Annotated in this window: 15 protein-coding genes; 10 read left to right on the top strand and 5 right to left on the bottom strand. The window is 43.0% G+C overall.

The genetic code is table 11. From position 1 onward, the window contains the following. Nucleotides 1-33 precede the first annotated feature (33 nt). Complete coding sequence (locus tag DB520_RS08990) at nt 34-927, top strand: ROK family protein (protein WP_114749345.1); 894 nt, start codon at nt 34-36, stop codon at nt 925-927. A gap of 433 nt (nt 928-1,360) precedes the next feature. Continuing rightward, nucleotides 1,361-2,707, top strand: coding sequence for a vanadium-dependent haloperoxidase (locus DB520_RS08985; protein ID WP_114749344.1), 1,347 nt, complete (start codon nt 1,361-1,363; stop codon nt 2,705-2,707). Nucleotides 2,708-3,023: 316 nt separating this feature from the next. Here DB520_RS08985 and DB520_RS08980 read toward each other — a convergent pair whose 3' ends face one another. From DB520_RS08980 to DB520_RS08965, 4 genes are read right to left on the bottom strand one after another with little or no spacing between them, the layout of a single operon-like run. Further along, nucleotides 3,024-3,896, bottom strand: coding sequence for a serine hydrolase (locus DB520_RS08980; RefSeq protein ID WP_114749343.1), 873 nt, complete (start codon nt 3,894-3,896; stop codon nt 3,024-3,026). Between the two features lie 2 nt (nt 3,897-3,898). Next, on the bottom strand, nt 3,899-4,768 hold the full coding sequence (locus tag DB520_RS08975; protein WP_114749342.1) for a phytanoyl-CoA dioxygenase family protein: 870 nt from the start codon (nt 4,766-4,768) through the stop codon (nt 3,899-3,901). Nucleotides 4,769-4,778: 10 nt separating this feature from the next. Beyond that, the gene (locus DB520_RS08970; protein WP_232834892.1) at nt 4,779-5,567 is read right to left on the bottom strand and encodes a 3-keto-disaccharide hydrolase; all 789 of its coding nucleotides are present in this window, start codon (nt 5,565-5,567) and stop codon (nt 4,779-4,781) included. Next, nucleotides 5,568-6,866: a Gfo/Idh/MocA family protein gene (locus DB520_RS08965; protein WP_114749341.1), complete on the bottom strand. Its 1,299-nt coding sequence runs from the start codon at nt 6,864-6,866 to the stop codon at nt 5,568-5,570. A gap of 215 nt (nt 6,867-7,081) precedes the next feature. Here DB520_RS08965 and DB520_RS08960 point away from each other — a divergent pair, with 215 nt between their 5' ends. The 4 genes from DB520_RS08960 to DB520_RS08945 all read left to right on the top strand — a co-directional run bounded on the left by DB520_RS08960 (nt 7,082) and on the right by DB520_RS08945 (nt 12,953). Continuing rightward, the gene (locus DB520_RS08960; RefSeq protein WP_114749436.1) at nt 7,082-9,982 is read left to right on the top strand and encodes an FAD-binding and (Fe-S)-binding domain-containing protein; all 2,901 of its coding nucleotides are present in this window, start codon (nt 7,082-7,084) and stop codon (nt 9,980-9,982) included. Continuing rightward, nucleotides 9,975-10,925 carry a metallophosphoesterase gene (locus tag DB520_RS08955; RefSeq protein WP_114749340.1) on the top strand — a complete coding sequence of 317 codons (951 nt, stop codon included), beginning with the start codon at nt 9,975-9,977 and terminating at the stop codon, nt 10,923-10,925. Before DB520_RS08960 ends, DB520_RS08955 begins: the two co-directional genes overlap by 8 nt. A gap of 402 nt (nt 10,926-11,327) precedes the next feature. Beyond that, entirely contained in the window at nt 11,328-12,506 is a 1,179-nt protein-coding gene (locus tag DB520_RS08950; RefSeq protein ID WP_114749339.1) for a sensor histidine kinase, read from the top strand. A gap of 18 nt (nt 12,507-12,524) precedes the next feature. Next, entirely contained in the window at nt 12,525-12,953 is a 429-nt protein-coding gene (locus DB520_RS08945) for a response regulator (protein WP_114749338.1), read from the top strand. Between the two features lie 2 nt (nt 12,954-12,955). Here the strand turns inward: DB520_RS08945 and DB520_RS08940 are convergent, their stop codons facing one another. Next, a complete protein-coding gene (locus DB520_RS08940) occupies nt 12,956-13,633 on the bottom strand; it encodes a hypothetical protein (RefSeq protein WP_114749337.1) in 678 nt (225 codons plus the stop codon). Nucleotides 13,634-14,115: 482 nt separating this feature from the next. On the opposite strand from DB520_RS08940, the gene DB520_RS08935 reads away from it, so the two are divergent. From DB520_RS08935 to DB520_RS08920, 4 genes are all read left to right on the top strand, one after another. Beyond that, on the top strand, nt 14,116-20,175 hold the full coding sequence (locus tag DB520_RS08935) for a PAS domain S-box protein (protein WP_114749336.1): 6,060 nt from the start codon (nt 14,116-14,118) through the stop codon (nt 20,173-20,175). A 331-nt stretch (nt 20,176-20,506) separates the two neighbouring features. Beyond that, on the top strand, nt 20,507-21,352 hold the full coding sequence (gene blaOXA, locus DB520_RS08930) for a class D beta-lactamase (RefSeq protein ID WP_114749335.1): 846 nt from the start codon (nt 20,507-20,509) through the stop codon (nt 21,350-21,352). A 172-nt stretch (nt 21,353-21,524) separates the two neighbouring features. Next, nucleotides 21,525-22,628: an AI-2E family transporter gene (locus tag DB520_RS08925; RefSeq protein WP_114749334.1), complete on the top strand. Its 1,104-nt coding sequence runs from the start codon at nt 21,525-21,527 to the stop codon at nt 22,626-22,628. A 21-nt stretch (nt 22,629-22,649) separates the two neighbouring features. Continuing rightward, nucleotides 22,650-23,537 carry an SDR family oxidoreductase gene (locus tag DB520_RS08920; protein ID WP_114749333.1) on the top strand — a complete coding sequence of 296 codons (888 nt, stop codon included), beginning with the start codon at nt 22,650-22,652 and terminating at the stop codon, nt 23,535-23,537. The last annotated feature ends 191 nt before the right edge of the window (nt 23,538-23,728 follow it).

The raw sequence follows: 23,728 nt of genomic DNA, 5'->3' as shown, positions 1-23,728 counted from the left end.
ACCTATAAAAACCAGCCATAAAAATAACACTGGATGACGACGCAAGATATTGTTTTGGGATTGGACATTGGAGGCACAAAAATCAGTTCTGGCCTCAACAACAAGGGAAAAATTTTTGAAAGAAAAGAGATTAAAACCCCATATAAAGATTCTCAGGAAGCCATCCTGGATACCATCGCCGCCCAGATAGCAACATATCTTCCTAATAAGTTTAAGGCAATAGGAATTGGCATTCCGGGCTTGGTGGATCCAGATCAAGGTGTCGTCTATAACCTGGCCAATATTCCCTCCTTTCAAAAGGTAGGGTTAAAGACCTTTCTAGAGGACCGGTTCAAGGTTCCCGTAGTGGTAAATAACGATGCCAACTGTTTTACCTTGGGAGAGTTTTGTTTTGGCACCATCAAGCATCTCCGGCACGTTGTGGGTATTACGCTGGGCACGGGTATCGGAACAGGCATCATCGCCAACGGTCACCTCTATACCGGATATATCTGTGGAGCAGGAGAATGGGGAGGTGTACCCTTCAAAGACTCTACCTTTGAGGATTATTGTTCAAGCAAGTTTTTTAAAAACGAATATGGGGAAAGTGCAAAGCAACTCGCAAAAGCAGCAGAAAAAGGGGATGAGAATGCATTGGGGAGTTTTAGGGAATATGGAAAAAACCTGGGTCTTCTAATCAACAGAATATTGTTTACATACTCACCTGAGGCCATAGTGATAGGGGGAAGCATTCGCAAAGCATTCCCTTATTTTGAAGAAAGTATGAAAGAAACCCTTTCGGAATTCCCCTATAAGTCCATTTCCGAAAATGTTAGGGTGTATGTGTCGGAATTAGATGATTCTGCAATCCTTGGAGCAATTGCCCTGGTGGAAGAGTCAGCCTACTTACTTTCCGAGAACAATTACAAAACACCTTCCTACTATTGATTTTTGTGCTTGGCTCAATCCCCAAAATTTGTAAAATTGGAGATGAAGGGAAATTTTGGGTACATTTGTTACGTTATAAAGGCAAAAAGTATCATCACCTATAATATAAAGTCGAGCATGACGATATCCTCACATCGAGAGATGCCCCTATATCTATGGGGCAGCATGAGAGATTACCCCGATAGCTTTCGGGAAGAGAGAAGCTATGGCCTTTGAAAAGCAAATTTTAAACACATGAAATGCCCATGAGAAAGTATTCTCACACAGGGGGATGATTAATCTGGGCATTCCATCTGACCGCTGAAAAACAAATTAAAAACAGATGAAATCGAGCCTGTCCTGACGGCAGTCAGGGCATGACGCAAGCGACACACGGGGGGATGATTAAAGATTGCGAGATTCCATCTGACCATTGAAAATCAATTATAAACATATGAAAAAAGCCTGTATAATAATCCTTTGCTCGATATTCCTAGTCAGTGCCGCGGGTCCAGGGACAAATACAGACAAACACCTGGATCAATTTTTGGATCATCTTTTTTCAGCCACGGAGGTCATGGTTTCCGATGTGGCTTCCCCTACCGGTGCGGCAAGGTTTTATTCCTACATCCTCTTGGGTGCCCATGTGATTTATGAGGATTTGGCAGAACCACAGCACCAAGCACCGCTTTTTGATTACTTTATCCATCCTTTTAGCCCTGAGCCTGTGGGCAGAACTAAGGAAAATCTAAATCCGGCTTTCTGTAGCATGTATGGCATGCTGGAAATTGGTAAAAAAATCATGCCCTCCGGGATGAGGCTGGAAGCTGTACAGGATGAACTAATCACTCAATTTCTCAAGGGGAAAATCCTAAAAAAGAGAGAACTAAACGCCCAAATTGCTTATTCCCAAGAGATGGCTGCACAGGTGGTCAAGTACGCCTCCTCCGATGGATACAACAAACTCAGCACCCTAAAAAGGTACAGCCCAAACATCAAAGAAGAAGGGAGATGGTACCCCACTCCTCCTTCCTATATGGCAGCAATCGATCCGGAATGGCGGACAATAAGGCCTTTTTTTACCGAAAAACAAGAAAAATATATTCCTCGTCCCCCCGCCCCATTTGATATGGAAGAAGGCAGCAGTTTTCACACACAACTTCTAGAAGTATTCGAAACCGTAAACAACTTAGATGAGGAACAACTTCTGGTTGCGAATTTCTGGGATTGCAACCCCTTCCACGTAAGTTACAGCGGCCACATGGCAATTGGGCACAAAAAAATCTCTCCCGGGGGCCACTGGATAGGCATTACGGGAATAGCAGCCCAAAAAGCGGGGCTGTCTTTGAGAGAAGCCATAAGGATCCACACTATGGTGGCCATGGGACTTCACGATGGCTTTATAAACTGCTGGAAGGAAAAATACCACAGCGACAGGATAAGGCCAATCACCGCCATTAACAAACACCTGGACCCTGCCTGGCAACCCCCACTTCAAACCCCACCATTTCCGGAATACACCTCTGGCCATAGTGTAATATCACGGATAAGTGCCAGGATCCTAACCGCCTATTTCGGAGAAAACTTCGATTTCATAGATACTTCAGAAGTTTATTTTGGCCTTCCCGAAAGAGCCTTCGAGTCTTTTTTACAGGCCTCCGAAGAAGCAGCAATCTCTAGGTTGTATGGGGGAATCCATTTTAGGGACGCCATAGAGGAGGGGGTTAAACAAGGGGACAAGATTGCCGATAACATTTTAGACAAGATCCATGCACAAGACTGGCAGTTTGCCGGTCAATAGGCCTTTTTCTCCCCACCTGATTGATGGAATATCCTTTTTCCCCTTTCCGTAGGGATTGGAAAACGGTCTCCAAATCCTCTTACCCCTTTCACCGTACCGGAACAATGGCCAAAAGTGCGGTTTTCCTACAAAAGTTTTACGATATGCTTACCTCATCAATGATGCGGGTAGCACTACGGGCTTCCAGGGCAAGTCCCTTTTACAAAAGAGTTTTCCTCATCGAAGTGGGGATTCCCATTTTTGCCAACATCTTTATAAAATTTCCGCTCTATAAAATCCACGGGAAAAAAGCCCCAAAAATCGGCTATGAAAACCTTTACTCCTCCAGCTCCTCAAATACTATCCTGCTGATCTCAGCTATGATGCTCTCGGCCTCGGTGAGCTCCTTAAACCCCTCCACAAACACGGAAAGGAAAATTGGCGAGGTGCCAAAGACAATTCCTGCATCCCCTCGCACATAATCCAAGGTTCCTGTTTTGTGGGCAATTTCAACTCCTGGAGGCAACTGCCCGGGAATACAGGTATTATCCGCACAGTTTTTCAGCATAAACAAAGCTTCTACCTTGCTATTTTCGGTGAGCCATTGTCCATTGTATAATCCCATAAAAAGCCGGTTGGTGTCATTGGGACTTGTGAAATTCTGCCTGCCCTCTGCGATAGCTTCAAAATCCATCATCAATCGATCTAGAATTGTGTGCTTAAACCCCTCCTCTTCTAGCCAGGTTTGAATCCTTGTCCTACCCAGCCTATTGATTAGCATATTGGTAGCGGTATTATCACTTATTCTTATCATCTCTGTGGCCAAATATCTCCAGGTGAAACTGGAGCCATCCGGGTTTTCCCTTAGCATGCCTGCCCCTCCCACCTTGTCCTTTTCTTCCAATACCACCTTTTCATCCAAATCCAAGGATCCCTTATCCACTTCCATAAAAAGAAAAATAAGTATAGGCACCTTTATGATACTTGCAGAGGGGATTTGTTTGTTTTCATTTTGGGCATACAATAGGGATTCATCTTCCTTGTTTACCTGTAAGGACACCTCGATTTCCTCGGGCAAGGCCTTTAAGAACTGCTTTAGTTTGGAATGCTGGGCAGTTGAAAGTGTAACTGAAGTAAGAAGTAGAGAAATGCATAACACACCGAAATGAGCAAGGGAAAATAAGGATGGATAAAAAGGAAATTTAAGCATCCTTAATCCATCAAAAGAGGGAAAAACTGCCCTTCCATTTTATTACCCTTGGTAATTATCGGCACCCCGGCCAACAATTCCCCATCCGTGTTGGATTCCGTGCCATCTGCAAACACATTCAGGACAAAAGCCCTCCTGGACATTGGGGATTTGTTCTCATAGGAACCATGCACGGTAAGGGGATGGTGAAAGGTGGCATACCCCCTTTCCATCTCTATGGGAACTGGCTTGAAAGCCCGTTTTTGTTCCTCTGTAAGGGATTCCATAAGTCCCTCCATTTCCCCGGCTAACTCGGGTTTATCCAGCAATCCCCATTCGTGACTTTTGGGTACATAATAGATACATCCATTCTCCACTGAGGCATCGTCTAGCCCCACCCAGCAGGTTAGGTGCTGCATGGGAACAGTTCTGGTCCAATAAGAGTAGTCCTGATGCCAGGCTACTACCCCTCCGTGATGGGCCGGCTTGCAAAAAAGCTGATCATGCCAAAACCTTACAGGCTGATTGCCCAATAATTGGCTTGCTGCCATCACAAAAGCGGGATTCCAGAGTATATCATGAAACCCCTCCTTGATACGCCAATGACCCAAGGAGTGGAACAAGACTGCGTTGGGGTCCGAAGACTCGTTGGAATTAAATTCATAGAACAGTTCGCTACCCTGGTAAGTGGGATCCAGCAGTTCGCTTAATTCTTCATTCAAACGATCTACTTGCCAGGGCTCCAATAGTTTCACGTTGGCCAAATAACCATTTTCCTTAAAAAAGGATATCTGCTCTTCACTGAGTTTGTATTTATCCCATTCTTGGTCACTTTGTGGCCATTGAAACAGATCCCCGATCAGTCGGTGAATCTTTGACAAATCCTTAGTCATGGTATTCCTATCATTGGTTTGAAAGCAAAGGGGCTATTTGATCCGCACTGGTAACCCCTGGAGGAAGCTCGGTGATGGTCATGTTCCTAAAATGTATGGGGGCTCCTTCCGATTCCAGGCAGATATACCCTTTTTTCTGGGAGGCATTTCGGATGCCATTAACGAATTTGCCATTTACGGAGAGTTTGATGACGCCATCCACGCATACCACCACATAGGTGTTCCATTCGCCCTTTCCCAGACAGCGGTTTTCGATGGATTTACTTCTGGTTCCCCTGGGATTGTCCGGAATGGTTTCCACTCCCCCTACCCCGAAAAGTTCTCCATGCACATAGGCTATGGGTGGCAGTTCACCTTTATCGTTTTTGTTCTGGTTCACCCAGTCCAATTCCAGCATCTGTACTTCTACCCCATCGGGTAGCCTGTTGCCTCCAGGCACAGCACTGCTCCATACAAAAGTCCCGGAATTGCCTCCTGCCTCCTGATGACTCCATTCTATGTACATGACAAAATTTTCATATTGCTTCTCCGAACGGATCACTCCTATGGGCAAGCCTTCGCAGACCAGTTTGTCCCCTTCGAATCTCCAGGTATCTTCCTCGGTATTCACATTGTACCACTTGATTGGTGCGGTCTCCACGCTTTCCCCTTTTATTAGAGTACCTAAGTCCTGCTCATTGCCGAACTCAAAGAGGTATTCCTGACCCTTGGCTGAAAAGCTGACCATCCATAGAAAAGCCAATACTCCCAGGCCCACTTTATTTAAATCTATATACATTTTTAGTCTGAGGTCTATCATTTATACAACTTTGGTAACCCCGGGAATGGCAACAGGTGGCACCGGCCATTGGAGGTCCCAATGGTATTCTTCAGGCTTAGGACCAAGGGTTTGGTTGGAATTTAGGGCTTCCTCCCAGGTGATGGTTTGCCCGCTATAACCAACCATTCTTCCTAGCACTGCCAGCATGGTACTATTTCCCATCAACTCTCCCTCATTCATAGGCTTTCCGGAACGTATGGCCTGAAACAATTCTTCGTGTTGGGTTTCATAGGGATTGTTGGATTCCCCATCATAGCTCCAATCGTGCTTGCCATAGGTGGAATGAATCCTTTTTCCAATATCCACCACTGCATTGCCTTCCCGTCCTGTAACCTCCAACCTATTGGCGTTGGAGCATCCTTTTTGTTGGCGGCTATGGTGAAACCCCTTAATATGGTCACCATAATCGTATTCAATGGCAAAGTGGTCATAAATGTTTCCGAATATAGCTTCAGTCCTGGACTGCCTGCCTCCGGTGCCTGTGGCACTTAGGGGCAGCTTATCGCCAAGAGCCCAAGACATCATGTCCAGGCTGTGCACCATCATTTCCACAAGATAATCACCTGAAAGCCAGTCGTAATAGTACCAGTTTCGGAGTTGGTATTCCATTTCTTTCCAGTTGTCCTGCCTGGGTTTGGACCACAGCCCTCCGCCATTCCGTACCGTATATACGCTTCTTACTTCTCCAATATCCCCATCCTGGATGCGCTTAAACAGCGCCCTTTTGGGAAAATCGTACCGGAAAGTAAAACCCGAAACCACGGATAAGTTCTTTTCTTTTGCCTTTTTGGCAGTTTCCAAGACACTCCTTACGCCAGGGGCATCTACGGCCACCGGCTTTTCACAGAAGACATGTTTTCCGGCATCCACCGCAGCCTTAAAATGACTGGGGCGAAAGGCTGGTGGAGTGGTAAGTATTACCACATCTACGTCTGCATCTATCACCTTTTGGAAACCGTCAAAACCCACAAATTTTTGCGCTTGATCCACTTTTACCCTTTCAGGGTTTATCTTTATTAAGGATTGATAGGACTCCTCGAGATAATCTTCGAAAGCATCGGCCATGCAAGTTAAGACTGCGTCCGGGTCAGCCTTCAGGGCTTGGGCAGCCGCTCCGGTGCCACGTCCCCCACAACCAATTAATCCCACCTTTAGGGGTTCCCTCCGTAACGGTTTTGGTGATCCCACCGCAAGGGGAATAAAAGCAGAACCAAGCAGTGCAGTCCCCGTGGATTTGATAAAGGACCTTCTATTTGGAAATGAAAATTGATTTGACATTGTAGTACATGGGTTTAACTGACTATGCAAGCAGATGAGGGCAAAGCCAGATGTTTTTTTTTGAATCGTGACAAAATACGATATGCCTTTACGAAATCAAACATCTTTTACACCAAAAATAGAAATTATAAGGATTGGGTGAAGGAGATTTTGCAAATCAGGCATAAAAAACAATATCTTTGGATATAGTCGATAAGATAATAAACCAAAAACCCATGTCCCAAATAAAACAAGATATCCAACCTATAGCCGAAACCCTTTCCGAACAAATTCAAGGAGATGTACTCACCGATGCCTATTCCTTGGGCATGTACAGCACGGATGCCAGCATTTACCAAATCAAGCCACTGGCCGTAGTACTTCCAAAAGATGAAAGTGACGTGAAAAAGGCCATTCAATTGGCCAGGAAGCACGGGGTTACCATTCTACCTAGGGGTGGGGGAACGAGTCTGGCTGGGCAAACTGTGGGGGAGTCCATCATCCTGGACTTTTCCAAATACATGAACCAAACCCTGGAGGTAAATACAGAGGAAAAATGGGTTAGGGTTCAACCCGGCAAGGTCAGAGACGTCCTGAACGATGAACTTGCCCCTCTAGGCCTACATTTTCCCGTGGATCCCGCCACCAGCAGCCGCGCCAATGTAGGGGGGATGGTAGGCAATAACTCATCCGGCACCAAAAGCATCATCTACGGCAAAACCGTGGACCATATCCTTGAGGCCAAGGTGCTGCTAGCAGATGGTACAGAGCTTACCCTTGGCCCGCTAAGTCCAGAAGAGTACGAAGGGAAATGCCAACAATCCGATCGTGAGGGAGAAATTTACAGCAGTTTCAAATCCCTGATACAAGAAAAAAAGACACTAATCGACCAAAAATTCCCTAAGGTGATGCGCAGGGTGGGAGGATACAACCTGGACGAGTTTATCCATACCGAGACCTGGAACCTGGCTAAGCTCATCACCGGAAGTGAGGGTACATTGGCCACCACATTAGAGCTGAAACTGAACCTGGAGCCGCTGCCCACCTATAAATCCGTGTGTGTGGTTCACTTTGCGGATTTACTGGAGGCCATTGGCTCGGTAACTCCTATTTTGAAGTATAATCCCTCCGCAGTGGAGATATTGGACAAAATTGTGGTGGATCTCAGCAGGGAAAACCTCATCACAAAAAGACACTGCCACTTTATCGCCGGAAATCCAGAGGCCATCCTTATCGTGGAATTTTATGGGGAAACTATGGAGGATGTAATGGACAGGCCCACAGCAATGATAAAGGACTTGCAGGAACAGGGCTTAGGATATGCCTATCCTTTGTTTCCCCAAGGGGAAGCTTATGAGGATGTTTGGGTAGTGAGAAAAAAAGGTTTGGGCTTGATGTTGGGGATTAAAGGAAAGAAAAAACCGCTTCCTTTTATCGAGGATGCCGCCATTCCCACCCTAAAGCTGAAGGAATACATAGACCGCACTTTGCAGATCTGCAAAAAGCACGGCGCGGATGTATCCATGTACGCGCACGTAAGTGTGGGAGTCATACACGTGCGTCCAATCCTGGACCTTAGGCAGCCCGAAGACATAGAAAAACTCAAAAATATCGCCGAAGACACCTTTGAGCTTGTGATGGAATATGGGGGTTCCTGGAGTGGGGAGCATGGAGACGGTCTGGTCAGAAGTGCCTTCAACGAAAGGTTTTTCGGCAAGGAGCTATATCAGGCTTTTATCCAGGTGAAAAGGCTCTTTGACCCTGAAAACCTTATGAATCCCGGAAAGATAGTAGAAGCACAGACCATAGAGCATAACCTAAGGTATGGTGCCGCCTATAAAGACGATTCCGTGCCAACGGTTTTTCAGTACCGCAACGAGCAGAGTTTCCAGGAATCCGTGCACATGTGCACGGGGGTTGGGGAATGCCGTAAACTTTTGGGTGGTACTATGTGTCCTAGCTTTAAGGCCACCCGGGATGAGGAGCATTCCACCAGGGGCAGGGCAAATGCCTTGCGAATGGCCATGTCTGGGCAACTCAATCACGGGGGGTTGGCCAGTGATAGACTCCAGGAAACCTTGGCACTGTGCCTAAGCTGTAAGGCCTGTAAATCCGAATGCCCGAGCAACGTGGATATGGCCAAGATGAAAAGCGACGTAATGCAGTTGTATTACGACAAGCACAGCCCAAGCCTAAGGGACAAGTTGATCAGGGATTCGTCCAAGGCTGCCAAGCGTTTCTCAGGAAAAATGGCAGGCTTCATCAATGGTATTCAAGGCTCTGGAATATTTAAAAAATCCATGGAAAAGGCCTCCGGGTTTGACGCTAGGAGAACCCTCCCTCCCTACGCTAAGGAGCCCTTTTTCCGTTGGTTTGAAAAAAACAGAGACAAAAATCCGGCGACTGGAAAAAAGGTGGTCTTGTTTGCGGACACTTACCTCAATTTCCACGAACCCCAAATTGGAAAAGCTGCACTTCGGGTATTAAATGCATGTGGATACGAAGTGATACTTGCCAATGTAGGTTGTTGTCAAAGGCCAAAGATTTCCCATGGCTTTCTGAGGGAGGCCAAGAAAGAAGGGCAATCCACCGTAGATCAGCTTCTTTTCTACATTCAACAGGGGCTAAAAGTGGTGGTCTGTGAACCCAGCTGTGCCTCAGCCTTGAATGACGATTTCCCAGATCTGCTGGAGGACGAGCAAACAGGCAGGCTGCTAAAGGAAAACGTAATGATGATAGATGTTTTTCTGGACAAGGAAATGGCGGCCGGAGAGATAAAAGTGAAAATTAATTCCAGCACCGATAAACTTCATATCCATGGTCATTGCCATCAAAAAGCACTTTACGGTACAGGGGCTATGAAGAAATGTCTAGGTGAGCAGGGGGAAAAGGTGCATGAAATTCCTTCGGGTTGCTGTGGAATGGCAGGTTCTTTTGGCTACGAAAAGGAGCATTATGGAATCTCCCAGAAAATAGGTGAAGAAATTCTTTTTCCCGCAGTAAGGGCGCTGGAACCTGGGGCAGAAGTTGCTGCAAACGGTTTTAGTTGTAGGCATCAGATCGCACACTTCACAGGACATCAGGCCAAACACTGGATAGAATTGGTGGAAGTGGAAAAAATAACGGAAAATGATTAAGCCCAAGCTGTTAATATTACCTTTATTGCTCTGTTGGTTTTTATGGGCTTGCCAGGAGCCAAGGCAAGGAGAGGAGTTTTCTTTTATGGCTATAGGGGATGTCCCCTATCACCTTCCGGAAGATTTCGGGAGGTTCGAAAATATGATTAGGGACATCAATGGCGAGAAACCTGCCTTCACCCTACATGTAGGTGACATCAAATCCGGTAGCACTCCTTGCACCGATGAGTATTTTGAAAAAATACACGAATATTTTCAAACATTCGAACAACCCTTAATTTATACCCCCGGGGATAACGAGTGGACGGACTGCCATAGGGAGGCCTGTGGGGAATATGATCCAGAGGAACGGCTGGATAAACTACGTACTCTGTTTTTCAGCAGTGGTAAAAGTTTAGGTGCAAATCCCATGGAGCTGACTTTCCAAAACGAGTACGAGGGTTTCGAGAAGTTTGTGGAAAATGCCTACTGGGCCAAAGGTGATATCTCTTTCGCCACCTTACATGTGGTAGGGTCAAACAACAACCTGCTGTTGGATCCAGAAGCATTAAATGATGAATTTTACGAGCGGGAGATGGCCAACCTGTTTTGGCTCAGGGAGAGCTTTAAAAAGGCCGAGGAAAGTGGACATAAAGGAATAGTCCTGAGTTTGCATGCCGGGCTTAACTACAGAAGCCAAGAGGACAATAATGGGCACAAGAGCTTCGTGAATCTATTGAGGGAACTGGTTCCCGAGTTCGGAAAGCCTGTGCTACTGGTATATGGTGATTTTCACCGTTTCCAGGTGGACAAACCCTTGATGGACGGGGAAAGAAGGGTAATGACCAACTTCACCCAGGTGCAGGTATTTGGGGACAGGGACATGCATGCGGTAAACATCCATGTCAACCCTTCCAATCCCAATCTCTTTGAGATTCACCAGTATTTTGTGGAGGGGAATTGACCTCATTTCCGTTCAATGGATACGGGTATTGAAATGCGAAGAAACCTAGGATTTATTTTTGCAATTTGTGCGTTTAAGAAAGTGAAGTAGGGGAAAATAAAAAATAGGATTCTTCGACCTCAATAAAAAGCAACTTCTTCAACTTGTTGGTAAAATCAACAGGGACCTTCTGGCTGACATTCCCAAAGAAAAGAAGGACAGTATTGGTAACTATTTTTCAGACGAAGACACCTACCAAAGAAAGGCAGCCTAACAGGAGATTGGGAAAAATTGGTTTTAGAAAATAAACGGAGCCGATTAAAATGTATGTTGGGTTATTTAAGTAAGTTTGACAAAAGGAAGGAGAAAACAGCCTTGTAATTGCCCCCGCCCTTAATCCCAGACTAATACTAATTACACGAAATGCAGAAACCAGAAATTCCAAAGAACGAAAAGGCAAGGCTTAGGGAATTGGATGCCTACAATATTATCGAGGCAGCTAAAGAAGACGATTTTGATTTTCTTACTGCCATGGCTGCCCAAATTTGTGGGACAAAAATTTCTCTCATCACCTTGGTGACAGTTGATAAGCAATACTTTCTTTCTCACCATGGTCTGGAGATCAAAGAATCCTCTAAAGATTACTCCTTCTGTGCACATGCAATTAATAACCCTGAAGAACCTTTTATCGTCGAGGATGCCAGGACCGATGTTCGCTTCTTTGACAATCCATATACCACTGGATATCCCCATGTGATTTTTTATGTAGGAATTCCTTTGGTCAATAGCAATGGTTTTCCCTTAGGATCACTTTGTGTAATAGATGATAAGCCCGGGAAGTTGGACGATGAGCAATTGCTGAAACTTAAACACCTGGCAAGACAAACTGTAAAGCTCTTGGAGCTCAGAAGAAGTCAGATAGAACTAAAGGAGGCAAATGAAGGTTTGGAGCAGTTCGCTTACGTTGCAGCACACGACTTGAAAGAGCCGCTAAGGGGAATCACCAACTATTTATCTATTTTTAAAAAAAAATACAGTGAACGATTAGATAAAAAAGCCCATTTCTATATTGATAATGCCTACCAAAGTGCCCAAAGAATGAAAATATTAATCACCGATATTCTGGAATTTTCCATGACCGGCACTGTAGGCCATGATCCAGTAAACCTCAATGAATTATTGGATGCCGTTTTTTCCAATTACAAAAAGGAAAATACCAACGCCCCAGCTAAACTCACCAAATCCAATTTACCTGTAATTACCGGTGACGCTAACTCCTTAATCCAGTTATTCACCAATCTTATTGACAATGCCATTAAGTATCAGCCTAAAGGGAATATTGCGGAAGTTATAATTGATGCCGAAGAAGATGAGACAAACTGGACTACCATATGTGTGGCTGATAACGGAATTGGTATTGCTCCAGAGCATCAGAATAGGGTGTTTGAGGTTTTTAAGCGTTTACACGCTGATTCTGAATACCCCGGGACTGGCATTGGATTGGCAAATTGTAAAAAAATAGTAACAGCTTTAGGTGGAAAAATATGGTATGAGGCTAACAAACCTAACGGAACTATCTTTAAATTTACATTACCAAAATAAAAAGAGATACACAAATTGATGGACAGATTGATAATTTTATTGGTTGAAGATAATGATCAAGATGTTTATCTTATAAAAGAAGCACTGGAAGATCAAGGATTTGTGAAAAAAATCCATCATGTGCCAAATGGCGCTAAGGCAGTCAGTTTTTTGAAAAAGGAAAAGCCTTATGAGGAGGTGGAAGAACCCAACCTTATTCTGATGGATATAAACATGCCCGTAATGGATGGTCATGAGGCCTTAAAGAAAATTAAGTCCTTGGAAAGGCTTAAACATATCCCAATCATTATGCTGACCACCTCATCAAGGAAGGAGGACATTTTAAAGGCCTACAAAGGACAATCAAGTTCTTATATCGTGAAGCCAGATGATATTTTTGAATTGGACACTATTGCCGAAACACTTAAAAATTATTGGACGAACACAGTGAAATTACCAAATAAATGAAATTAATCTTCGTCAATCTCTTCAGGCTCTTCATATTCCCCTTCAAATTCCTCGGCTATTAAATCCTCTTGGCTTAACCAATATGCTGAAGTCAGGATTTTAAAGTTTTGTCCATCCTTGGTTTCCAAGTCCCAAAGGATATCCTCTGCTTCCGGAAAAGGGATATTTCCGCTCATCTTTTCCCCAAACAATCTTTTGATCAGGTTGCTATCCGAAAGCCCCTCTTTCAGTAATTTAAGGGTGACCTCCTTGGTCAGTTCAATATTCCCGTTTTTTTCAAGTGGGGTAATGGTACATTCAAATTGACTTGCCTTTATGTTAGGGAATTTGCCGTTAAAAGCCTTATACAATAGTTGGTTCACGTGAAAAAGGGTGCTGTGAAGGTTGATTTCCGGGTATTCTTCCGCTATTTTATCCATTAGCATGTCATTGGAAATCTGATCGATCTGGCCACTGTTCAATTGATCACTCAGTTTATACTCCAATACTATTGCAGCAGCTTCATTAGGTTCATGGTCGGTTATGGCCATCATCAACAATTCCTTCAGCGTGTCCTCCTTGGCACTTTCTCCATCCGGAAAACCAAATAGGGCTAAAAGTTCAACATAGTCTTCTTTGGACCAATAATCGACAACCTCTTCCAATGTTTTGAAGGAATTAATTCTTATTTGAAATTTCATAGTTTTTTTTAATTTTATACAAGTTAGCAGGTATTGTTGGGCTTGAAAAGAATTAGGTTGGATTTTAGATTTTAGATTAAGGATTTCGAAACTACCGATTGGCTTTTACGAAAAATCGGGGTCACCATCAGGAAAAGTAAGCACTGCCATATCACCTACTATGCGTTGAAATTCCCTTGATTGTTGGTGATACCGATGCTGACTTTGATCAGATAAGTAAACATATAGGGTTGAAACCCTGATATGATACTACCAATCTTATGGGTACCCAACAGCTTGTGGATACTATACTCCGTTGGCTCAACCCCCAGTGCTTATTTGTCCAACAAGCCGGAAGCTTGGACTTAAATGCTTAAAAAAGGCCCATTCATCAACATTTATTTTCTAAAAATTCACTTTGTTATAGCTTTTTTTTAAATTGATTTTAATAGCCTATCACCCCTTTCCAAAAACCAGTTGATCAAAGTTTTTATAGATGGCAGATGAATAAAAATAAACCCGATTTCAGCAGCTTTTTCTACTTCAACCCCCTGCCCTCATGGGTATATGATCTGCATACTTTTCAAATCCTGGATGTCAATCAAGCTGCGATAGATCATTACGGATACTCCAAAGGGGAATTTTTAGGGATGACCATTAATAACATTCGCCTCAAACAAGAAATCCCCGAATTAGATGAACTCCATTTGAACGTAGAAAACCGGGAGGGGAATATTTATTTTGGGGTTTTTTCCCATCAAAAAAAGAACGGTGACCTTATCCGAATGAAAATCAACGGGCACAAACAGGACTATCTGGCCATAGAAAGTATGATGCTGGTAGGACAGGATGTCACTGAAGAAGAGCATCAGCTTAAGCTACACCAAACTTCAGAAAAAAGATTAAAGGCGGCTTCAGAAATCGCAAAACTGGGATATTGGAGGTTGGAGTTGGATGCCAATACCCTTTCCTGGACCGATGAGGTTTATACCATCTGGGGAGAGGATAAAAATAGGTTTAAGGTAAATTTTGAGAATTTTTTTCAATCCATCCACCCTGATGATCAGGAAGCCTTCAAGAAGGAGCAAAACGCAGCGTTTGCAGGCGAAAAGGAGCTAAATTTCATTCACAGGATCATCCTGCCGGATAAGAGCATTAAGTGGGTACATGAATTGGGAAGATTGGTTAAGGATGAAAATGGAAAGAAAATAGCTTTTGAGGGAACGGTCCAGGATATCAGCGAACGGAAAGATGCCGAGCAGCGCCTTAACAGAATCAGCGAAAAACTTAGGGAAAGTGAGAGTCGGTTTAGGATTTCTCAGGAAATGTCTCCCGATGGATTTACCATATTGCATCCATTACGAAACGAGGAGGGCGAGATAGTTGACTTTACATGGGTTTTTGAAAATCAAGCCATTGCGGATATTAATGGAACTGATCCAAATGATGTCCTAGGAAAGCGGCTTCTTGAGCTGTTTCCCACCCATCGTGATACAGCACTTTTTGATTCCTATATCCATGTGGCGAATACGGGTAAAACTAAGATTTTAGAAGAAGTCTATGTGGGGGAGATCGTTTTAGTGCCTAAATGGCTCCGGCTCGTGATTGTGCCTATGGGTGATGATATTGCCATTCTTACCCAGGAGATAACGGAACGTAAATTGGCTGAAGAAGCGTTGCGGGAAAGTGAAGCCAGGTTCAGGACCATTTTTGAGATTGCTTCTCTGGGAATTGCACAGGTGGACCCCTCTAATGGCAAAATAATTTTGGTTAATTCCTATTATGAGTCCATTACCGGTTATAAGACTGATGAACTCCTGAAAATGACTTTTGGTGAACTTACCCACCCCGATGACAGAAAAAAAGATTGGGAAATATTCAGCAAGGCAGCGCGTGGTGAAGGAGAGTATAGAAATGAAAAGCGCTATGTAAAAAAAGACGGCACCATTGTTTGGGTTCGTATTCATGTTGCGTTTATCAGGGACGATAATGGCAATCCCATACGCACTGTGGCCATCTGCGAAGATATTACGAAGCGCAAAGAAGAAGAACAGCGATTGAAACTTTTGGAAAGCGTCATTACTAATACTAATGATGCCGTGATGATCACTGAAGCAGAGTTGATTGAAAAACCGGGACCCAAAATAATTTATGTTAATAAGGCCTTTACCAAAATGACTGGATATACAGCCGATGAGGTGATAGGCAAAACTCCCAGAATACTTCAAGGTCCTAATTCTGACAGGACTGAACTGGCAAGATTAAAAAGGGCCATGCAAAATTGGGAGGACTGTGAAATCACTACCATCAACTACAAGAAGAATGGGGAGGAATTTTGGATAAACATTTCGTTGTCCCCTGTTGCCAATGAAAAGGGGTGTTTTACTCACTTTATTGCCATAGAAAGGGATATAACCGAACTTAAGCAAAAGGAATTTGAAAAGGAGTTGTTGAGTAAAATCAACCTGGATTTTAATATCGAACAAGATTTAGCATCCTCTACCAAGCGCCTCTGCAATTCCATCTGCGACTTCGGTAAATTTGACTGGGTCGAATTATGGATGCCCAACCTTGAAAACACAGAAATTAAATTGTTTGCCTATCAGGCATTAACTTCCAATGCTGAAATCTTTTATGAGTGGAGTAAAAAAGCCGATTCATTTTCTTTAGCCGAGGGTTTACCGGGTATTATATGGCAAAAAAAATCCTCTGTCCTTTGGGAGGATGTTAGTAAAAAGACAGGTTTTACAAGAAGCGAAGCGGCTGAAAAAGCAGGAATTAGATCGGTATTGGGTATGCCTCTTTTTTTCAATCAAGAAGTGGTGGGGGTATTGCTTATTGGAACGCAACAGGAAAGCAGCTATTTAAATAAACATGTAAATTTGTTTGAGCAGCTCAAGCAATTTATCGGGTCTGAAATCAACCGTAAAAAGCTTGTAAATGACCTGGAACACTTGTACGATGCCATACCCGATTTAGTCTGTATCACCGATTTACAAGGTAGATTCCTAAAGATAAACAAGGCTGGATGTGAGTTGATCGGGTGTAGTGAATTCGAAATTCTCTATCATAAGTTTGAGAAGTTTGTTCATCCGGAAGACCAGAAACCCTCAAATGATGATTTGAAAAAACTGAAAAAGGGTGGAAAAACAATTGGTTTTGAAAACCGCTACATCACAAAAAGCGGTGAAATTATCTGGCTCAGTTGGACCAGTAATTCCAGTCTGCAAGAAGGTCTAATCTATGCTACTGCCAGAAATATTACAGCGGAGAAGAAATTACGTGATCTCAACCGATTGGCCTCCAAACTGTCCAGGATAGGGAGTTGGGAAATCGATCTGGTAAGGAATAAGTTATTTTGGTCGGAAATGCTCTATGAGCTTCACGAAACTGAACCGCAAACATTCGTACCTGATTTGGAAACCGCCATTAACTTTTACCGGGAAGATTTTCGCCAGAGGGTAAGAGAGGAAGTAAACAAATGTGTGGAAACGGGTACCCCTTTCGATTTCGAGGCAGTTTTGGTGACCGCCAAAAAGCAGGAAAGGTGGATACGGGCCATTGGTGAAGCGGAGATGATTAATGGAAAGTGCCACCGCATTTATGGAAGTTTTCAGGATATTCATGAAAGAAAAGAAGCTGAAGTGCGACTGCGTTCCCTAGCCGATAACCTACCTGGGGTTGCACTTCAATATATGATATATCCTGACGGAACCGATTCGGTATTATACGTCACCGAAGGTGCTGAACAATTATGGGGATATACAGCAGAACAGGTAATGGGTAAGCTTGATTTGGTGTGGCATCAGGTGAAAGCAGGAGGTGATTTTGATAAGCTTAGGGCTGTTATGGAAAAGGCCATTCAGTCCCAGTCGAAGTTTTCAACACGTTGGAGGTACCTAATGCCAAATGGAGAACTAAAAACCCAAGTCAATTTCGGTACGCCCTCACTATTGCCTGATGGCAGTGTGCTTTTTAATGCCGTGATCTTTGATATTACCCAAGAGGCCAAAAATGAGGCCCTTTTGACACAGGCCACTGAAATGGCCAAAATCGGCAGTTGGGAACTGGACCTGATCAATCAGAACGGGGATGCCATGTATTGGTCACCCATGACCAGGGAAATATTGGAAGTGGATGAGTCATACGACCCCTCTCTTACAGGGGGCTTTGAATTTTATAAAGAAGAAAGCAAGCAGCGTATTAAGAAAGCGGTAGATACCCTGATACATGAAGGGAAAGAATTTGATGAAGAACTGCTAATCGTAACAGCACCCGGAAAAGAAAAATGGATCCGGTGCATAGGAAAAAGCGAACGTGTTCAAGACAAATGCATCAAAATTTACGGTAGTTTTCAGGATATTGATGCCTCAAAATCGCTTGAAATTCAGATCCGGGAGATTTTAGGGAGTATATCTGATGCCTTTTATGCCCTGAACAGTAATTGGGAGTTTACTTACTTCAATATGGAGGCGGAGAAACTGCTTAACCGCAGTGCAACCGAGGTTATCGGAAAAAACATATGGGAAATATTTCCTTCAGTTTTGGATACTCCATTGGAAAAAATCTATTATCGGGTTGCTAAAGATGGGAATCCTGAATCATTTGAGTATTTGAGACGAGGGGATGGAAAGTGGTATGAAGTGAATGCTTACCCTTTTAACGGTGGGGTATCTGCCTACTTTAAGGATATTGATGAACGCAAAAGAGCAGCAGAAAATCTTGAAAAGGCCTATCAGGAAAAAAACAGCATACTCGAAAGTATTGGTGATGCATTTTATGCAGTAGATAGGGATTGGATCGTCACTTATTGGAACAAGCAAGCTGAGCAATTGGTGGGCCTCAAAAGAGAGGATATCATAGGCAAAAACATTTGGGACGTATATCCGGATGCCATCGACATGGAGTTTGGACGACAATATCAAAAGGCCATGAAAACTGGGGATACCGTACGCTTTGAGGAATTCTATAAATATGAGTCAGGACTGGAACTGTGGTTAGATGTATCGGCCTTCCCGTCCAAGGAGGGCTTATCCATCTATTTTAAAGATATAACGGAAAAGAAAGAAGCAGACAAAAAATTATTGGAAGCATATAAAGAAAAGAACAATATATTGGAGCGAATTGGTGACGCATTTTTTGCGCTGGACAAAGATTGGAAAGTTACCTATTGGAACAAGCGGGCAGAGGAAATCATTGGCATTTCAAGGGAGGACCTTATTGGATATAATTTATGGGAAAAATTTCCATTAGCCAAGGATCTAGATTTTTTCAGACAATACGAAAAGGCGTTTAAAAAGCAGGAACCTGTTCATTTTGAAGAATATTTCCAGCCGTTGGATCAATGGTATGAAGCCAATGGTTATCCCTCACCCGAAGGTATCAGTGTGTTTTTTAGAGATATCACCGATAAAAAATTAGCGGAACAAAAAGTCCTAGAAGCCAACGAACGCTTCGAAAAAGTAACAGAAGCTACCAACGACGCCATCTGGGATTACGATGCGCTGAACAAACGCCTTTTTTGGGGCAAGGGGTTTTACACCTTGTTTGGGTATGATGCAGAAGAAACTAAACCCTCTTTCGATTTATTGATATCCCTCATTCATGAAAATGACAGAGAGGGTATTATCCATCAGGTGAATCGGTATATGGCAGACCCAAAACTAAAAAACTGGTTTGAGGAATACCGCTTCCTGAAAGCCGATGGTTCATTTGCCGAAGTAATTGATCGTGCCATATTTATACGAGATAGCAAAGGAAAAGTAGTACGGGTAATAGGTGCCATGAATGATATTACGGAGCGAAAACATTTTGAGCAACAACTGATAGATCTCAATGATTCTTTAAAGCATCACGCCCACGAACTAGAACTTACCAATGAAGAACTTGAGCAGTTTGCCTTCATCGCTTCCCATGATTTACAGGAGCCTCTGAGAATGATAACCAGTTTTCTGGATCAACTGAAAAGGAAATACGGTGACCAATTGGACAAAAAAGCACTTCAGTATATCCATTTTGCCACCGACGGTGCAAGGAGAATGAAGCAAATTATTCTGGACCTTTTGGAATATTCAAGGGCCGGAAGATTAGCAGAGGCTATAGAAGAGGTGGATATCAATCAAGTATTGGCAGAGTACAAATTATTGAGAAGGAAAGTGATTGCTGAAAAATCCGTCAAAATAAACTGTGACAAACTTCCTGTAGTACCCGCATACAAAGCTGCGCTTATCCAAACCATGCATTGTCTGCTTGACAATGCCATGAAATATTCCAAAGAAGGTCAGTCTCCCCGTATAGACATATCCTCAGAAGCATTAGAGGATGCTTGGAAGATTTCCATCGCTGACAACGGAATTGGGATTGATCCCAAATTCTATGAAAAGATTTTCATTATCTTCCAGCGTCTGCATAACAGGGATGACTATGATGGAACAGGGATCGGCCTTGCAATTGTTAAAAAGCATGTGGAATTCTGGGGTGGGCGAATTTGGCTGGAATCCACTCTCGGTAAGGGTACTGTGTTTCATTTCACCATCCCAAAAAACCAGGCAAATTATCTTTGAGTGAAAATAAGAACCCCAAGTTGAGTTTTCCGATCAGCGATTTCATTAGCTCGCGGACAGTGCTTCATCCGTAGCATGCCTTCACCAAGGTACTTTCGGGCAAAAAAGTGAAGGGTCAGAGGAGATCAAATCCACTAAGGAAAAACAGACCAAAATCCCCACTACCTCATCTTATAACCACTTAACCCATACAACCTATGAAATCGAGCCTGTCCTGACGGCAGTCAGGGCATGACGAGCACGTCACACACCGGGGTGATTATCGTTGCGAGATTCCCCCGAATCGAGTTCGGGGCAAGCTATGTGGCCATTGAAAAGAAAATATAAACACATGAAAGAAATTTCTATCTTAACTTTAGTGATACTGATGCCGCTATATTCCTGCTCAGAAAGAACAAAAAACGCTGAAAATAAAGGGGATAGCTATGAAGATCAGGAAATCATAGCTCCCAATTTTCAAAGCATCCTGGATGCTGCTAATGTTGAAGGAGCTATTTTGGTTTACGACCCTCAAGAAAACACCTATTACTCCAATGACTTTACTTGGGTCAAGAAGGGACAATTGCCTGCATCCACCTTTAAAATCGCCAATTCCATTATTGGGCTGGAAATTGGGGTAATTGAAAGGGATAGTGCTATTTTCAAATGGGATGGAAAAAAAAGGGGACTAAAAAGCTGGGAACAAGATTTAGTGTTCAAGGATGCATTTCACTATTCTTGTGTCCCCTGTTTTCAGGAGGTGGCCAGAAAAATTGGTGCTAAAAGGATGAATGACTATCTCCGTAATCTGAGTTATGGAGACATGAAAGTGGATTCGGCAAACATTGATACCTTCTGGTTAGAAGGGGATTCTCAGATTAGTCAAATGCAGCAGATTAATTTTTTACTTAGGCTCTACAGGTCCCAACTTCCGATCTCGGAACAAACCGAAAAAATAATGAAAGGGATTATGGTGATAGAGGAAAATGACAGATATAAACTAAGTGGTAAGACTGGACTATCCATAGTAAAAGGAATATACAATGGATGGTTTGTTGGGTATATTGAATTGGAAACATCCAGCTATATTTTTGCGACAAACCTAGAACCAAAATTGAATTTTGACTATGCAACATTTATCCAGCAAAGAATAGATGTAACTTTTAAGGCATTTGAACAAATGAACCTGCTAAATTAAAAGGTTCGGGAAACCTATTCATCGAAACTTTGACCCCCTTTTAGATCCTCCCTAAATAATTCCCATATTTCACCAGTTATCTTCAAATTTGCATGATCATTGTGCATGAAAGGAAAGTATTGAAATGTAAAAGAGAAAAAATGACTATAATTATAGAAAAAAGGGGCTAATTATGAAAATACGGGCACGTTATGGTATTCTGGAAAAAATCACCTTTGTTCTCCTTTTCCTAATTTTATTGATACTAGGTCTTATTGAGTCAAGGGAATTTGTCGTCCCGTTATTTTTAGGTATACTTTTGTCTTATCTATTGTACCCTATCGGAAGGTTTCTGGAAGCGCACAAGGTTCCCCGAATTATTGCCAATTTGGTCGCCATAATCATAGCTGCTGGAGTAATAGTCCTAGCTGTTAATTTTTTGTCCAAGCAATTCGGGGTTTTTATAGAAGATCTCCCTGAAATTCAGGAACAGGCAAGTAAAAACATGCAGAGCATGAGGGAGCAAGTGTCCTCGGCGATTGGGATCTCCACCGAACAATTCACAGATTGGGAAGAAGAATTCACCGAAAATTTATTTGAAGCTTCTTCCCAGGTCAAGACTTTATTCTCAGCCACTACCAGTACCCTGGTGAATATTGGCTTGATGCCCGTCTTTATTTTTTGCTTTTTATACTACAGAAATAAATTTCATGATTTTATCATCATGATGACCCCCAATGGCAACAAAGAAAAAGCAGTACATATTCTTGCCGAGATAAACCTTGTCACCAGAAAGTACATGACAGGGGTGGTCATAGTGGTGACGATCCTTTCCATAGTCCATTCTGTTACCTTTACCATTATCGGGCTGGATTATCCTGTCTTTTTTGGGGTTACCGCTGCCTTTTTCAATTTCATTCCTTATTTTGGCACCCTTATCGGTGCCATATTGCCTTTGTCCTATGCTTTTTTAGGCATGGAAGGGTCCAGTTATGTAGTAGCTGTGTTGATTTATTTTATTGTTATTCAGTTTATCGAAAACAATATCCTTACACCCAATATCACTGGAGGATATGTCAACTTGAATCCATTTATTACCATAATAAGCCTTATTTTTGGAAGTATGGTTTGGGGCGTAGCAGGAATGCTTTTAATTATTCCTATCATTGCCATGCTTAAAATATGTTGTGAAAACATAAGCTCCCTTAAACCTATAGGATTTCTTTTAAGCGACCGAGGCACGGAAAAATATTCCTTTACCTGGGAAAAATTAAAAAACATATTTTCAAAGGGGTAGCATCCCAAAAAAAAGGGATAAATGAAAATAGAAAACAAAAACTCAGCTTTAACGGAAAAAATCTGCATCATCACCGGAGCAAATTCCGGAATAGGTTATGAAACCACTAAGTTGATGTGTGCAGAGGGTGTCACTACCATACTGGTTTGCCGCTCTCAGGAAAAAGCCGAAAAAGCCATAGAACGAATCAAGCAGGATATACCAGATGCCAAAGCTGAATTTGCGATTGCTGACCTTTCCTCCCAAAAACAGATAGGGGCAATGGCCAGGGACCTTTTGAAGCGTTACCCAAAAATAGATGTACTCATCAATAATGCAGGCAGTTGGTATTCTGATTTTGACCTTACCGAAGACCGATTTGAGCGGCAGTGGGCCATCAACCACCTCTCCTATTTTCTCTTTACCCATTTAATGCTTACGGCATTGCAAAAATCGGATGATCCCAGAATCATCAATGTAAGTTCCGACAGCCATTTTCAGGGAAAGATCCATTTTAAGGATGTAAGCCTTCGCAAAAACTACCATGGACTCCGTGCCTATGCACAATCCAAGTTGGCCAATGTCCTGTTTACCCTTGAATTTGAACGGAAAAAACCAAGTGGTTTTGAACATATATCCATCAATGCCGTGCAGCCGGGACTGGTCAAAACAGATATTGGGTTAAAGCATAGCATTTCCTTTCATGGATTGATGTGGAAAATCCGCCGTTGGCTGGGTGTGTCTCCGGAAAAAGGGGCTGCAACCTCAGTTTACCTTGCTATTTCAGAAGAAGTAAAGGGTGTTTCAGGAAAATATTGGGACAAATGCAAACCCAAGCCCCCTTCGAAAAAGGCCGAGGACAAAGAGGATGCCCATAAACTGTGGCAACTCAGCCTGGAAATGTGCGCAATCCGGAGCTTCTTTCCTTGACTTGAATCAAAACCAACATGGTAGAAGAAAAATAAAAACAGGTTCATCAAGTGAACGTTGTGGATACCAACAATGATTTCAGTGGATCCTAAACCCCGTGGGAACAATAAGGGACCTACTCCTTAGTTTTCCGGTACTATTGGCTAATTTCACCTACTTTTATTTTGGGGAATTGAAAAACTGCCATCTAA

The sequence above is a fragment of the Pleomorphovibrio marinus genome (assembly GCF_003347495.1).
GTDB classification, from domain to species: domain Bacteria; phylum Bacteroidota; class Bacteroidia; order Cytophagales; family Cyclobacteriaceae; genus Pleomorphovibrio; species Pleomorphovibrio marinus.
This window is presented reverse-complemented; position numbering and strand designations above follow the sequence as displayed.

Excerpts from the sequence above, each read along its gene's own strand:
- DB520_RS08990 (WP_114749345.1), top strand. The coding sequence starts at position 34 with ATGACGACGCAAGATATTGTTTTGGGATTGGACATTGGAGGCACAAAA.
- DB520_RS08985 (WP_114749344.1), top strand. The coding sequence starts at position 1,361 with ATGAAAAAAGCCTGTATAATAATCCTTTGCTCGATATTCCTAGTCAGT.
- DB520_RS08980 (WP_114749343.1), bottom strand. The coding sequence starts at position 3,896 with ATGCTTAAATTTCCTTTTTATCCATCCTTATTTTCCCTTGCTCATTTC.
- DB520_RS08975 (WP_114749342.1), bottom strand. The coding sequence starts at position 4,768 with ATGACTAAGGATTTGTCAAAGATTCACCGACTGATCGGGGATCTGTTT.
- DB520_RS08970 (WP_232834892.1), bottom strand. The coding sequence starts at position 5,567 with ATGATAGACCTCAGACTAAAAATGTATATAGATTTAAATAAAGTGGGC.
- DB520_RS08965 (WP_114749341.1), bottom strand. The coding sequence starts at position 6,866 with ATGTCAAATCAATTTTCATTTCCAAATAGAAGGTCCTTTATCAAATCC.
- DB520_RS08960 (WP_114749436.1), top strand. The coding sequence starts at position 7,082 with ATGTCCCAAATAAAACAAGATATCCAACCTATAGCCGAAACCCTTTCC.
- DB520_RS08955 (WP_114749340.1), top strand. The coding sequence starts at position 9,975 with ATGATTAAGCCCAAGCTGTTAATATTACCTTTATTGCTCTGTTGGTTT.
- DB520_RS08950 (WP_114749339.1), top strand. The coding sequence starts at position 11,328 with ATGCAGAAACCAGAAATTCCAAAGAACGAAAAGGCAAGGCTTAGGGAA.
- DB520_RS08945 (WP_114749338.1), top strand. The coding sequence starts at position 12,525 with ATGGACAGATTGATAATTTTATTGGTTGAAGATAATGATCAAGATGTT.
- DB520_RS08940 (WP_114749337.1), bottom strand. The coding sequence starts at position 13,633 with ATGAAATTTCAAATAAGAATTAATTCCTTCAAAACATTGGAAGAGGTT.
- DB520_RS08935 (WP_114749336.1), top strand. The coding sequence starts at position 14,116 with ATGAATAAAAATAAACCCGATTTCAGCAGCTTTTTCTACTTCAACCCC.
- blaOXA (WP_114749335.1), top strand. The coding sequence starts at position 20,507 with ATGAAAGAAATTTCTATCTTAACTTTAGTGATACTGATGCCGCTATAT.
- DB520_RS08925 (WP_114749334.1), top strand. The coding sequence starts at position 21,525 with ATGAAAATACGGGCACGTTATGGTATTCTGGAAAAAATCACCTTTGTT.
- DB520_RS08920 (WP_114749333.1), top strand. The coding sequence starts at position 22,650 with ATGAAAATAGAAAACAAAAACTCAGCTTTAACGGAAAAAATCTGCATC.